This is a genomic window from Parajatrophihabitans canadensis, from assembly GCF_053764775.1.
The window spans coordinates 3,966,291-3,979,253 of record NZ_CM132445.1 but is presented as its reverse complement, the minus strand read 5'-3'; the positions used below and the strand labels follow the sequence as shown (position 1 = coordinate 3,979,253).

Annotated in this window: 10 protein-coding genes and 1 riboswitch; of the genes, 6 read left to right on the top strand and 4 right to left on the bottom strand. The window is 62.9% G+C overall.

Features of this window, described 5'->3' with window-relative positions:
- Nucleotides 1-52: 52 nt before the first annotated feature.
- Nucleotides 53-2,089 (bottom strand): EAL domain-containing protein, encoded by a 2,037-nt coding sequence (locus tag ACSMXN_RS19085; protein WP_022913909.1) that lies wholly within the window; start codon nt 2,087-2,089, stop codon nt 53-55.
- 289 nt (nt 2,090-2,378) lie between these two features.
- Between ACSMXN_RS19085 and ACSMXN_RS19080 the strand changes: the two genes are divergently transcribed.
- The gene (locus ACSMXN_RS19080) at nt 2,379-3,515 is read left to right on the top strand and encodes a GuaB3 family IMP dehydrogenase-related protein (protein WP_022913908.1); all 1,137 of its coding nucleotides are present in this window, start codon (nt 2,379-2,381) and stop codon (nt 3,513-3,515) included.
- Nucleotides 3,516-3,563: 48 nt separating this feature from the next.
- On the top strand, nt 3,564-3,824 hold the full coding sequence (locus ACSMXN_RS19075; protein WP_022913907.1) for a hypothetical protein: 261 nt from the start codon (nt 3,564-3,566) through the stop codon (nt 3,822-3,824).
- Between the two features lie 14 nt (nt 3,825-3,838).
- Here ACSMXN_RS19075 and ACSMXN_RS19070 read toward each other — a convergent pair whose 3' ends face one another.
- Nucleotides 3,839-5,332: a glycine hydroxymethyltransferase gene (locus tag ACSMXN_RS19070; protein WP_022913906.1), complete on the bottom strand. Its 1,494-nt coding sequence runs from the start codon at nt 5,330-5,332 to the stop codon at nt 3,839-3,841.
- A gap of 50 nt (nt 5,333-5,382) precedes the next feature.
- A riboswitch (ZMP/ZTP riboswitch) is annotated at nt 5,383-5,465 on the bottom strand.
- A gap of 20 nt (nt 5,466-5,485) precedes the next feature.
- On the bottom strand, nt 5,486-6,475 hold the full coding sequence (locus ACSMXN_RS19065; RefSeq protein ID WP_022913905.1) for a magnesium transporter CorA family protein: 990 nt from the start codon (nt 6,473-6,475) through the stop codon (nt 5,486-5,488).
- Nucleotides 6,476-6,533: 58 nt separating this feature from the next.
- On the opposite strand from ACSMXN_RS19065, the gene ACSMXN_RS19060 reads away from it, so the two are divergent.
- The 3 genes from ACSMXN_RS19060 (at nt 6,534) to ACSMXN_RS19050 (ending at nt 10,908) form a co-directional block, all read left to right on the top strand.
- Nucleotides 6,534-7,454 carry an SDR family NAD(P)-dependent oxidoreductase gene (locus tag ACSMXN_RS19060; protein WP_022913904.1) on the top strand — a complete coding sequence of 307 codons (921 nt, stop codon included), beginning with the start codon at nt 6,534-6,536 and terminating at the stop codon, nt 7,452-7,454.
- Between the two features lie 54 nt (nt 7,455-7,508).
- A complete protein-coding gene (guaA, locus tag ACSMXN_RS19055) occupies nt 7,509-9,074 on the top strand; it encodes a glutamine-hydrolyzing GMP synthase (protein ID WP_022913903.1) in 1,566 nt (521 codons plus the stop codon).
- A 595-nt stretch (nt 9,075-9,669) separates the two neighbouring features.
- Nucleotides 9,670-10,908, top strand: coding sequence for an ABC transporter substrate-binding protein (locus ACSMXN_RS19050; RefSeq protein WP_022913902.1), 1,239 nt, complete (start codon nt 9,670-9,672; stop codon nt 10,906-10,908).
- A 156-nt stretch (nt 10,909-11,064) separates the two neighbouring features.
- On the opposite strand, the gene ACSMXN_RS19045 is transcribed toward ACSMXN_RS19050, so the two are convergent.
- Nucleotides 11,065-11,670 (bottom strand): TetR/AcrR family transcriptional regulator, encoded by a 606-nt coding sequence (locus tag ACSMXN_RS19045; RefSeq protein ID WP_022913901.1) that lies wholly within the window; start codon nt 11,668-11,670, stop codon nt 11,065-11,067.
- A 218-nt stretch (nt 11,671-11,888) separates the two neighbouring features.
- On the opposite strand from ACSMXN_RS19045, the gene ACSMXN_RS19040 reads away from it, so the two are divergent.
- Nucleotides 11,889-12,947 carry an amidohydrolase family protein gene (locus ACSMXN_RS19040; RefSeq protein WP_022913900.1) on the top strand — a complete coding sequence of 353 codons (1,059 nt, stop codon included), beginning with the start codon at nt 11,889-11,891 and terminating at the stop codon, nt 12,945-12,947.
- Nucleotides 12,948-12,963: the final 16 nt, after the last annotated feature.

The window sequence follows — 12,963 nt, the reverse complement described above, 5'->3', positions numbered from 1 at the left end:
GCTCGGCATCGTAGGGGTGCCGAGCGTTACACGATTCGCGGTTTGGAGCTGGTCAGGACGCGAGGCGCTTGGTTGCCGTCGCGCGGACATGCAGGTGCGACCTTATCCACTCCGTAGCTTGCTCGGCGGGCATGGGCGCGGCGATATGCCAACCCTGGCCGCCATCGCAGCCGAGCGCGTGCAGCTTCGTCCATTCCTCTTCGTTTTCGACACCTTCGCCGATCGCCGGGACGCCGAGCGCGTGGGCCAGGTCGATGACTGCCTTGACGATTCCCGGCTCGGAATCCCCACTGGACAAACGAGAAACGAAGGCACGGTCGATCTTGATCTCGTCCACGGGCAGTGACTGCAGCCGGAGCAACGACGAGTATCCGGTCCCGAAGTCGTCCAGGCTCAGGGTCACCCCCATCGCGGCCAGATCGGCAAGCACCACATTGAGCTCATCGGTCTCGCGGGCGACGATGCGTTCGGTGATCTCCAGCTGCAAGCTGCCTGCGGGCAAAGCGTGTTCGCGCAGTTTCGCGGCAACCAGCGCGGCAAGACGACCGCCGGCGAGGTCGGTGACCGAGACATTGACGGCAACCTTGACGTCCAGGCCACAACTTCGCCAGTGCGCCATCTGGCGGAAGGCCAGCGTGACGACCCGCTCGGTCAGCTGCGGCATGATGCCGGATCGTTCGGCCAACGGAATGAACTCGTCCGGCGATACGAACCCGCGCTGCGGGTGTTCCCATCGAATCATGGCCTCTACGCCGAGCAGTGACCCGTCGCGCATCGACACCTTTGGCTGGTAGTGCAGGGTCAGGGCATTGTCGTCCATCGCCTGGCGAAGCTCACCGAGTAACCGCAACCGATCGGTCGAATTGCGATCGCGGTTCGGGTCGTAGGTGGCTACGCCGGAACGGCTTTCCTTCGCGTCATACATCGCGACGTCGGCGAACCGGAGTAGATCATCGGGACCGGGCCCGTGTTCGGGGTAGGTGGCAATGCCGATAGATGCCTCGATGTCGAAAAGCATTCCGTCGAGCGTGATCGGGCTCGACAGTGATTGCCGAATCCGATCGGCCAGGGCGCGGGCCGTGGCCGGGTCAGCGTCGCTGACAATGACGGCGAACTCGTCGCCACCTAATCGGGACACGTGATCTTCCGTCCGCACAGCCCAGGAGAGCCGCTCGGCGAAGTGAATAAGGATCTTGTCGCCGACAGGGTGACCCAGCGTGTCGTTGACCTCTTTGAAATGGTCGAGATCGATCACCAGCAGGCCGAACGGGCTCGCGTCCCGACCTGCGCGGGCCAGGGCTTCTTGCAGTGACTCAAGCAGGTGCGTGCGATTCGGCAAACCGGTGAGCGAATCGTGGCCGGCTTGGTGCTCCTTCTCCAGCGACATCTGGGCGGTCTGATAGATCAGCAGGAGCGGAATGAGTAGCAGGGGCAGGAGAATCCAGAGGTTCTGCGCCATGACCACGACGAGCGGTGAGAGGGCCAGTACGGCGAAGGTCATCGCGGTGTAATGCCGGAAGTCGTCGAACAGGATTGCCGTGAAGGAGTCCGTCCAGGCGAGTACGCCGGAGACGAGCACGTCGTTGGTGACGAAGTAGGCCACCCAGACGCCGACCATCCAGAAGAGGTCTTCACCGTTGATGCGGGCAAGCGGTTCTTCCAGCGACGGAGTGTGATTGGTCAGCAGCATGACCAATGCGCCTGCTGCAACCGAAAGATTGTATTGACCTACGTTGAAGAAGACCTTCCAAGCCGACTTGCCCACCCGTAGGTCGGACGCGAGGGCAGCGATAGAGACCACCAGGACGGCCGGCCAGATGCCCCAGAGAAACAGCATTGCGCAGACGAAGGCCGTCGACATGACGACGCCCTGGGGGTCATGCCCGCGGCCCTGAACCAGCGGTAGCAACTCCAGCACGACGAGCAGGATCGCGGTCATGACCAGGGGTGCGCCGGCGACCTCGAGCGACGAGGTCGCGACCATCACGCAGGCGTAGCAGAGCAACGCCCAGCCCGCGATCACCGTCCCGTACCAGAAGGCGCTGAACAGCGACAACTGGCGTAGCGACGGTCGCTGCGTCTTCGGCACGGCGACCTCACTCGCGTGTGTGAAGCACGATGGTCTACGCAGGTCGAACCAGCCACGTCGCTGGCCCGGCTTTCGAGCTTTTCCACGGTCGCAAGATCGAGTTACGCGGCTGCGGTTAACTTCATGTTAGTTCAATGTGTGGTATTTACGGAAGATGCTATGCGATCTCGCCGAATTCTTGCGGTGATTGGCGGCGAACTTGCGGTGATTGACAGTCAAAGCGCAGGTTTGATGCCCACAATTACGGGCACGCCCGCGATGTACGCGCCGAGAATGCGAGACTGTAGGTATGCCTGAAACCGTTGAGATCGGACTTGGCCGCGAGGCGCGACGGGGTTATCACCTCGACGAAATTGCCCTCGTTCCCACGCGGCGCACCCGCGGGTCCACGGTCGTGTCCACTGCCTGGACGATCGATGCTCACACTTTCGACCTGCCCCTGGTAGCTGCACCCTCAGACGCCGTGGTGTCGCCCGACACGGCGATCGAGATCGAACGGCTCGGTGGTCTGGCGGTGCTCAACGGCGAGGGTCTCTGGGCTCGCTATGAAGACCCAGCCGAGGTCTTCGATCAGATCTCGGACGACGGCGGCTGTAGCACCGCCCAGCTACAACGGATCTACGCCGAGCCGGTTTCTGACGAGTTACTCGCGCGCCGGGTCTCTGACCTCCGGGCCGCCGGCGTGCGGGTCGCGGTACGCCTGTCGCCGCAACACACGATGGCGCTGGCGCCGGCGGTGCTCAAAGCTGGCCCGGACATTCTGGTTATTCAAGGCACGATCATCTCTGCTGAGCACGTCGCGTCCGAACACGCGGCAGACGGTGCGCTGAACCTCAAAACCTTCATCGCCGAGCTCGATATCCCGGTACTCGTCGGCGGTTGCACCAATTACCAGACCGCACTGCATCTGATGCGAACCGGTGCGGCCGGGGTGATCGTCGGCTACGGAGCCCATTCCGGCTCAACCACTCACTCGGCCTTGGGCATCGAGGTGCCGATGGCCACCGCAATCGCAGACGCTGCCGCCGCTCGCCGGGCGTATCTCGACGAGACGGGCGGGCGTTACGTCCATCTGATCGCCTACGGCGATATGGCAACCGGCGGCGACATCGCGAAGGCGCTGGTGTGCGGGGCCGACGCCGTGATGTTGGGCGAGCCATTGGCCATCGCCGCCGAGGCGCCCGGCGGCGGTAAGTACTGGGACGCCACAGCCTCACACCCGAGACTGCCCCGGTCCGCGCTCGTCGATCTGGGCACCGAGCCTGAGGACCGCGCATCGCTTGAAGAGGTGCTCATAGGCCCGACCGCGGACGCCAGCGGTGAGCGGAACCTCTTCGGCAGCGTCGCCCGGGTGATGGCTAAGTGCGGCTACTCATCGGTCAAGGAATTTCAGAAGGCGGAGTTGATCGTCAGCGGGCTGCGCTGAACGAAAGCCACCGTTGCCCTTTGGTCGGCGCGACAGCATGATTGAGGAATGGCGCACGAACGCGGGCCCCTGGCCCTGGTGTCTGACGGCAGCGAGGTGTTCGAAGATCCTCGCGGGGAAGGCCGCGCGCTGCGGGTCACCCACCACGTCGAAGACGGGTTCGTCGTCTTGAGCGTCTGGCGCGAGGACCGTTGCGTTTCGACCGCGCGGGTGTATTCCGAAGATGTTCCCGCGCTGGTGCACGCACTTGTCACGGCGCTGTCCGCTGCCGGACCCGGCGACCAGCTACCGTCGCGTATCGCCGGCTGACCGACCGACCATCGTCAGCTGACGTCCAGACCCGGGTACAGCGGGTTGGCCTCGAGCAACTCCAGCGCCGCGGATTGGGTCTTCTCGGCAACATCTGCAGGCAGAACGTACTTCGCCTTGGACAACCCACCGCTGGGTGCCGAAGCCGCAGTCGCAGCAGTCAGGACATCGACGATCAGCTCGGCGGTCCGGTCGAATTCAGCTGCCCCGAATCCCCGCGAGGTCAAAGCGGGCGTGCCGAGGCGGACGCCCGAGCTGTACCAGGCGCCGTTCGGGTCGTGTGGCACCGAGTTACGGTTCGTCACGATTCCCGCGTCGACCAGGGCGGATTCGGCCTGCCGGCCGGTCAGGCCGAAGTTCGTGACGTCGAGCAGTACGAGGTGATTCTCGGTTCCGTCCGTCACGAGCTTGCCCCCGCGGCTCTTCAGGCCCTCGGCCAAGCTCACCGCGTTGTCGACCACGGCTTGGGCATAGGTCGCAAAGGCGGGTGTGCGCGCTTCAGCAAAGGCAACCGCCTTGGCGGCCATGACGTGGGCGAGCGGACCACCGAGCACCATCGGACAGCCCTTGTCCACGAACTCGGCGAACTCCGGTTGCGCCAGCACGGCACCGCCGCGCGGCCCCCGCAAGGACTTGTGCGTCGTCGTGGTGGTGATGTGCGCGAACGGAACGGGGTTGAAATCACCGCTGAAAACCTTGCCTGCGACCAGCCCGGCGAAATGCGCCATATCGACGATCAGCGTGGCGCCAACCTCGTCGGCGATCTCACGCATCTTGGCAAAGTCCACCTTGCGCGGATAAGCCGAATAACCGGCCATCAAAATCAGCGGCTTGAATTCCCGTGCCTTGGCGGCAACTGCGCCGTAGTCGATCAGCCCGGTCACCGGGTCAGTGCCGTACGAGGCATGCGTGAACATCTTGCCGGAGATATTGGGCCGGAAGCCATGGGTCAGGTGGCCGCCGACATCGAGCGACATCCCGAGCAGCCGCTGATCGCCAAACGCCCGCCGCAGCACCGTCCAATCCTGTTCAGACAGGTCGTTGACGTTCTTCACGCCGGCCTGGACCAGCGCCGGAGCCTCGACGCGCTGGGCAAGCACCGACCAGAACGCGACGAGGTTCGCGTCGATCCCCGAATGCGGCTGGACGTAGGCGTACTCGGCGCCGAACAATTCGCGCGCGTGTTCGGCCGCGAGCGACTCAACGGTGTCGACGTTCTGGCATCCGGCGTAGAAGCGGTGGCCGACGGTGCCCTCGGCGTACTTGTCCGAAAGCCAGTTGCCCATGGTCAGCAGTACCGCCGGACTCGCATAGTTTTCACTCGCGATCAGCTTCAACGAGGAACGCTGATCGGCCAGCTCCTGGGTTATCGCTGCGGCAATGCGCGGTTCAACGGCACCGATAACTTCCAAAGCGCTGCGATATGCCGTTGATGCGACCGCGCTGTCGTACGCCGGGCTGCCGGCAACTGGACTGGTCGAGACGGGGCTCGTGGACGATGCGGTCATGGTGTCTGACTCCTGCCATAGACGGTACGAGGGCGGCGTGGTTAGCCATTGCTGCTAGCCCAGGCGCGCGGCAGGTCCTCCGGGCCGATCCCCGGTGGTGACCCACCTCGATGCGCCAGTTACGACCCGCCGACCAGCCTAGCCGAACGGGGCCTACAGCCAGTCCTTGCGCTTGAAAGTTGTGTACAGGGCCACGACCAGCGTGATCATGATGGCCGCGCTCATGTAGAAGCCCCAGTCCTTGGCAAAGCCTGGATAGGGCACGTTTTGGCCGTAGAAACCCGTGACGGCCGTCGGGATCGCGATGATTGCGGCCCACGAGGTCAGCTTCTTCATGATCGAGTTCAGGCGCGCGTCCTGGAGTGACAAGTTGGTCTCGAACACCGACGAGATCATGTCCCGCAGAGATTCGGTCCATTCCGCTGCCCGCAGGACATGGTCGTAAAGGTCTTCGAAGTACGGGCGAAGAGGCTCGGGAACGCTCGAATCGCGGCGAGTGATGGTGTTCACCACCTCGCGCATCGGCAGCACCACGCGCCTGGCCTGCACCAACGCTTTGCGCAGCGCGAAGGTCCGGCGCTGCAGTTGGCGTTTACCCGCTGTCGTCGGGTTGTCGTCGAAAAGAGCGTCCTCGAGGCCCTCGATCTCGTCGTCCAGTGCCTGGATCACGTCGAAATGCCCATCGACCAGCACATCGAGCATCCCGTAGGCCAGTGCCTTGGCGCCGAGCTTGTTGAGATCGGCGTTCTCGTCCCAGCGGTTGACGATGGTGTCGACATCGAACCAGCTGTCGCCGTGGACGGTGACGAACGCGTGCGGCAGGACGAAGGCCGCCACCTGCTCACTCAGCAAGACGCCGGTGTCGCGTTCCAGCTGAAGCGCATACCCGCTCAGAAACGTATGGGTGTCGTATCGCGCAGCCTTGGGCCGTTCGTGTCGGGCGACCGCGTCCTCGATGGCAATCGGTGACAGTGACAGTTCATCGGACAGCCTGCTGAGGCGGTCGGTGTCCGGCGCGCACAGCCCGACCCAGACCAGGCAGTCGTCCTGAACGATGTAGTCCGAAATGTCCTCGAACGGAAAGTCCTCCTTCTCCAGGACGCCATTGCGCCACAGCCGGGTTCGTACGAACGCCTCGCCCATAGTTCTTATCGCTCCGCTCAACTAGTTATCTCCAGTGTGCCCGTACGGTTGACGGATCATGGCATTCAAACCGGAAGAACTGGGCTCCTTCATCGGTAAGTCGGTGATAGTGACCGGGGGAAACTCGGGAATCGGCTGGCACGTCGCTGCCGAATTCGGACGGCACGGCGCAACGGTGACCCTCGCCTGCCGCAACCTGCAGAAGGCAGAGCGGGCGGCGGATCGAATCAGAGCGCTGGCGCCAGGTTCCGACGTCATCGTGGCTGAGCTGAACCTGGCGTCGCTGGAATCCGTGCGCAAGTTCGGTACGGCGTTCGACAAGCCGCTGGACGTGCTGGTCAACAATGCCGGTGTGATGGCGCCGCCGAAATGGCGCCCAACCGAGGACGGCTACGAGCTGCAGTTCGGGACCAACCATCTCGGCCACTACGCACTGACCGGGCACCTGCTGGCTCAACTGTTGTCAGCCAACGCACCGCGGGTAGTCACCGTCGCCTCCCTGGCTCATCGCGGTGGCGACGCTGGCGTCCTCTTCGGGAATCCCGCCGATGGCTACCGTCCGCGCAAGGCGTATTCGAACTCGAAGTTGGCCAATCTGCTCTTCGGGCTGGAATTGCAGCGGCGGTCCGTCGCGCACGCTTCGAAGCTGACCTCAACTGTTGCCCACCCGGGCGTATCGGCCACGAACCTCTTCATCAGCAAAGAGGGCCTCGGCGCGAATCCGGTGATCCGCGGGCTTGGCTCAGCGTTCGGGCGAGTTTTCCTGCAGTCCGCCAAGGCCGGCGCGAACCCGATCTTGTTCGCAGCCACGCAAGCCGCGCCGGGCTCGTATAGCGGCCCGTTGTGGTTCGGCGAGACGCGCGGGCCAGCGGGATCAGCCAAGCTCAGCCCCACCGGCAATGACGCAGAACTCGCCGCGCAACTGTGGGAGCTCAGCGCCGAACTCACGGGGGTCGAGTACGCCTGGCCGCCGGGCTGAGCGGGCTGGGCTTGATCGGCTGAAGCAAGTGCGGCGGTCTGCGAGAATGGACTAGTGCAGACCGACACCGTTCTCGTCGTTGACTATGGGGCGCAATACGCGCAGTTGATCGCCCGTCGGGTGCGAGAAGCGAACGTGTATTCCGAGATTGTGCCGAGCAGTATGCCGGTGGCAGAGATGCTCGCCAAGAACCCCAAGGCGATCTTGCTCTCGGGTGGGCCGGCTTCGGTGTATGAGCCAGGCGCGCCGGCGACAGATCCGGCGCTGTTCGCCGCGGGCGTTCCCGTCTTCGGCATTTGTTACGGTTTCCAGTCGATGACGCAGGCCCTCGGCGGCGAGGTTGCCGACACCGGCGGTTCAGAGTTCGGCCGCACGGTGCTGTCGATCAGCACCCCCGGAGTGTTGTTCGACGGCCAACCTGTGGCGCAGCAGGTGTGGATGTCGCACGGCAACGAGGTCACCCGCGCGCCCGAGGGCTTCGCCGTGACTGCCTCCACCACCGGCGCACCCGTCGCAGCCTTCGAGGACACTGAGCGACGACTCGCCGGCGTGCAATTTCACCCCGAGGTGTTGCATACCGAAAAGGGTCAGCAGATTCTCGAGAACTTTCTGTACAACATCGCGGGGCTAAGTCCGGACTGGACGGACGCCAACATCATCGATGACCAGATTGCCCTTATTCGCAAGCAGGTTGGCGACAAGCGGGTGATTTGTGGGCTGTCCGGCGGCGTGGATTCCGCGGTCGCTGCGGCGTTGGTGCAGAAGGCCGTCGGAGATCAACTGACCTGCGTATTCGTAGATCATGGTTTGCTGCGCGCCGGCGAAGCCGAGCAGGTAGAACTGGATTTCGTTGCTGCCACTGGTGTTTCGTTGAAGGTCGTCGATGCGAGGCAGCAGTTTCTTGACGCGCTTGAAGGCATCATTGATCCAGAAGAAAAGCGAAAGATCATCGGACGAGAATTCATCCGGTCCTTTGAACAGGCCGAGCGCGAGTTGATCGAGGCCAGCGGGTCCAACCCGGGCCAGCCGTACGAATATCTCGTGCAGGGCACGCTGTATCCCGATGTTGTCGAGTCCGGTGGCGGTACGGGTACTGCGAATATCAAGAGTCACCACAACGTTGGTGGTCTACCGGACGATCTGCAGTTTTCCTTGGTCGAACCCTTACGTGCGCTGTTCAAGGACGAGGTACGCCGGGTGGGGCTCGAGCTCGGGTTGCCCGAACAGATCGTCTGGCGTCAGCCGTTTCCCGGCCCCGGGCTCGGGATTCGCATCATCGGCGCCGTCGACGCCGCTCGGCTGGACATCCTCCGGCGTGCCGACGCGATCGCCCGGGCTGAGTTGTCGGCTGCCAGGCTGGACCGTGAGATCTGGCAGTGCCCCGTCGTGTTGTTGGCCGATGTCCGTTCGGTTGGGGTGCAAGGTGATGGGCGAACGTACGGCCATCCGATCGTACTCAGGCCGGTGTCGAGCGAAGATGCCATGACCGCGGACTGGACGCGCGTGCCGTACGAGGTACTCGAGAAGATCTCGACCCGAATCACCAACGAGGTGCGAGAGGTCAATCGAGTGGTGCTCGATGTGACGAGCAAGCCGCCGGGCACCATCGAGTGGGAGTAGCGGCGAGGAGCCTGTAGTTACTGTTCACCGGCAGTGTCGGTGGGACGGGTCGCTGCGGTCGACCCGGAAGTAGGGGTCCCGCAGGCACCGCGGCCAATATCCGTCGGTGAAGATTGACAAACCGGTTGACCATCGACGGTTCGGAACTATGATATCGGACTGCGTCTAGATTCTCATCGAGACTAGAACAGGGGAAGCGCCGAGCATAGAAATGCCCGCAAGGCCATATTAGGCCCCGTAAAACCCAGGAAAACGCACGTTCCAAGTAGACGCCCGAACCAACATAGAAGACCGTTGGCGGATCTGTCAACGAAAGTCGACCGAGATATTTGGACTATGTCTCATTCTTGTATCGGCTTGCGTTCCGCTCTTCCATGGCAGAAGACCGCGCTGTTACCGTCGCGGCACCCGATCAAAGGATCTTTACTCAGGTCCATCGACTGATCGTTCCGAACCGTGCTTCACGTTTTAGAGCTCAGAGGCAATTTGCACATGGTCCGAACACAAATGAGCGGGCGTTACCTGTCTCAATCACTCGGGCCATCGCTGCTTGCCGCCTCGTTCTTCGTAAACAACCCCTACCGGAGGTCTGTAAATGCTACGAAGTAGGTATATCCGGCCATGCGCGGTGCTCGCCGCCGCGGCACTCCTGGTCACCGCCTGCAGCTCGTCGAAGGACGCGAGCCCGAGCGCTGGCGGCAGCAGCTCAAATACCGCGGCGTCGTCGGGGGACCCGATCAAGATCGGCGTCATCGCCGACTTGACTGGCGCGGCCTCGTCAGGCTTCTTGAACAGCGAGAAGGGCATCAAGGCCTACACCGACGCGGTAAACGCGCAGGGTGGGATTAACGGACACAAGATCGAATACGTTATGGGCGACTCGCAGTCGACCCCGGCCGGTGCGCAGACCGTCGCTCAGAAGCTCGTCCAGAAGGACAAGGTGTTCGCGGTCATCAGCGTCACGTCCGACTTCTACGGTGCCGAGCCCTATCTCCTCAAGGAGAAGGTCCCGGTAATCGGCACTGGCTTTGACGGGCCGGAGTGGACCGACCCGAAGAACACGAACATGTTCAACGCACTTGGCGTGGCGGATCCGGACGCCGTATTCACGACCGGCGGTGACACGGTCAAGATGCTCGGTGGCAAGGTTTGTGGCGGCGTTGGATATATCGAGTCCCCAAGTGCGACGAAATCTGCGGCCGCCTTCGGCAAGTCCTGTGCAGCGCAAGGCCTGACGAACGGGCTCGCGATCAACGTTCACTTCGGAAGCACCGACGTCAACCCGGTTGCGCTTCGGATGAAGGCTGCGGGTGTCGACTCGATCTTCTTTGCAACCGTTCCCGCGACCGGGTTCGCGCTTGCAGGAGCCCTCCGCTTGGCCGGAGCGAAGACGCAGGCGATCCTGCTGCCCACTGGTTACGGAGGACCGCTCCTGAAGTCGCCGCCGGCCGTACAGGCCGCGCAAGGCTTCTACTTCTCCAGCAGCGTCGCTCCCGTTGAGCTCAACACCCCGGCGACCCAGATCTTCAAGCAGCGACTGGCCGCAGCCGGCGAGACCGACCCGCCGGGTTACGACGAGCAGACCGCCTACACCGGCATGACCGCTTTCGCTGCTGGCCTGAAGGCCGCCGGTGATAACCCGACTCCAGAGAGCTTCTCTGTTGCAATGCGTCAGATCAAGGACTTCGACGCCGAGGGCTTGCTGGCTGTCAAGGTCAACTTCAGCGACTATTCACCCTCGAAGCAGTGTTCGTTCTACGTCAAGCTCTCGGGTGACAAGTTCGTCCCGGTCACCGGCCTCGACCCGATCTGCGGCACCAAGATCAGCGGCTAGGACTCCGAGCCGCACGTCTGGAACAGATCGATCTATTGATCTGTCGGGGGCGCCGCCGGACCTCACAAAAGGGGGCCGGCGGCGCTCTTGTGGTTATCCCGCGGAGCAGCCGGGTGCGTGAGGGTGAACAGCCGCTTGCGTGAGCGCGGATGCCCGCTACGGCGTGATCAGGGCCTGCAGGGACTTTCCGTAGATCTCAGCGAGTTGGTCAACATCAGCATCGAGAAGTGTCTCGTCCCGGATGACGCCCAGTACGTCGAGAAGCCCCGCGAGCTGAGCCGCGACAAGGTGAGCCCTCAGGACGCGATTCTTTCCCTTGAGTCGTCGCAAAACAGGTTCCACAACATTCTCCATCGTCCCGCGCCGCAGCCGGTCTCTGACGTCATCAGCGTTAGCGGCGGTGATCAACGCGGCATGCGTTCCCAGCCTGCGAACCCGGGCGGCGGGGTCGGCAACGAACTTGACTAGCCTGATGCCCATTTCATCGATCGGGCCACGGATCGCGCTCTCGAAGGTCTCATAGGGCATCAAGGTGTCAAGGAAGAGTTCTTCCTTCGAGCCGAAGTATCGAATCACGAGCGCCGGATCCACCCCGACCCTTCGGGCAACGGACCTCAGCGAGGTGCCAGCGAATCCGTTATCGGCGAACATTTCCTTGGCCACCCGAGCGATCGCATCGCGGGTGGATTCGCCAGCGGACTCGTGATTGATGTTCGCCCCTGTTTGCGTTGAGGTTCGACCTGACGGCGGTTGAACGAACATCCTGTCATATCTCGACGGCTGTCAACACTGTTGACAGCCTGCCGGGTTCCGTTGTTTAGTAGTGGTGTCGCCGGTAAGTCCGGCCACGCAGACACCACGCGTCCTGAAGTCGTCAGGACCATCAGCCGCTGATCACCGCAATGCCCGACGGGTAGGCCAGTCGCAGCGGCCCACGTTGAGTTAGTTGACGCAGCTTCGAACAAGGTGGAGGACACGCAATGGGGACCGGCTATATCAGTGCCGACTCGCACGTCACAGAACCGATCGAGCTGTACGCCGAGCGGGTGGACAACGAGTTCAAGTCTCGCGTGCCGCACATCGTCGACCGGGACGGATGGCGCACCGTGGAGGCAGAAGGCTTGGCGCCGCGCAAGCTGATGAGCACCGCGCAGCTCCAAGTTGCCACGGTCGGCGCGCCTGATCCCGAGCAGCGTCAGCGCGAGCAGAGCGACGATGGAGTCGTCGCGGAGGTTGTCTATCCGACGTGGGCATTGAACGCTGCGTTCGTCGGCGATCCCTCGCTGCAGATGGCGTTATCGCGTGCGTACAACAATTGGGCACTGGAAAATCTGATGAGTGCGCACCGCAGTCTTCCGGTGGCCATGATTCCGATGTCAGACGTTGCCGGGGCGATCGCCGAAGCACAACGCGTAACTGCTGAAGGTTTTCGAGCATTGTCGCTGCCCTGTCGCCTGGACGGTCGGGAGTACAACGACCCGATCTTCGAACCGTTCTGGGATGCGGCGGACGAACTCGGCCTGCCGTTGACCTTCCATTCGGGCACCGGCTACGAGCCGAGGCTCGTCCATGGACAGGGCGCAAACGTTTTGAACTATGTACTCGGCGCACAGTTCGACGGCCCGCGGGTGCTGCTTGGGCTTGCCGCCGGAGGTGTGTTGGACCGCCACCAGTTCCTTCGGATCGTGGCGACCGAGACGGGTGCGTCGTGGCTCGGCTGGGTGATGACTCAGGCAGACGGGGTTTACGTCGACCATGCGAACTTCTCGAAGACAAAACTGTCCGACAAGCCAAGCGAATTCATCCGGCGTCAGTGTCACGCGACGTTCATGGTCGATCCTGTCGCGATCAAGAATCGTGATGTGACCGGCCTAGATTGCCTGATCTGGGGCAACGATTACCCACATCCCGAAGGAACCTGGCCCAAATCGCAGACCGACGCGGTTCGGCAGCTCGAGGGTGTCTCCGACAACGATCGAGACGCGATCATGGGCGGCACTGCGGCGAGAGTCTTTGGCTTCGATCAAGCGCTTTTGTAGCGGGTCGGGAATTCTC

What these genes read in the sequence shown, in the direction of transcription:
- ACSMXN_RS19080 (WP_022913908.1), top strand. Translation starts at nt 2,379, where the DNA reads ATGCCTGAAACCGTTGAGATCGGACTTGGCCGCGAGGCGCGACGGGGT.
- ACSMXN_RS19075 (WP_022913907.1), top strand. Translation starts at nt 3,564, where the DNA reads ATGGCGCACGAACGCGGGCCCCTGGCCCTGGTGTCTGACGGCAGCGAG.
- ACSMXN_RS19070 (WP_022913906.1), bottom strand. Translation starts at nt 5,332, where the DNA reads ATGACCGCATCGTCCACGAGCCCCGTCTCGACCAGTCCAGTTGCCGGC.
- ACSMXN_RS19065 (WP_022913905.1), bottom strand. Translation starts at nt 6,475, where the DNA reads ATGGGCGAGGCGTTCGTACGAACCCGGCTGTGGCGCAATGGCGTCCTG.
- ACSMXN_RS19060 (WP_022913904.1), top strand. Translation starts at nt 6,534, where the DNA reads ATGGCATTCAAACCGGAAGAACTGGGCTCCTTCATCGGTAAGTCGGTG.
- ACSMXN_RS19050 (WP_022913902.1), top strand. Translation starts at nt 9,670, where the DNA reads ATGCTACGAAGTAGGTATATCCGGCCATGCGCGGTGCTCGCCGCCGCG.
- ACSMXN_RS19045 (WP_022913901.1), bottom strand. Translation starts at nt 11,670, where the DNA reads ATGTTCGTTCAACCGCCGTCAGGTCGAACCTCAACGCAAACAGGGGCG.
- ACSMXN_RS19040 (WP_022913900.1), top strand. Translation starts at nt 11,889, where the DNA reads ATGGGGACCGGCTATATCAGTGCCGACTCGCACGTCACAGAACCGATC.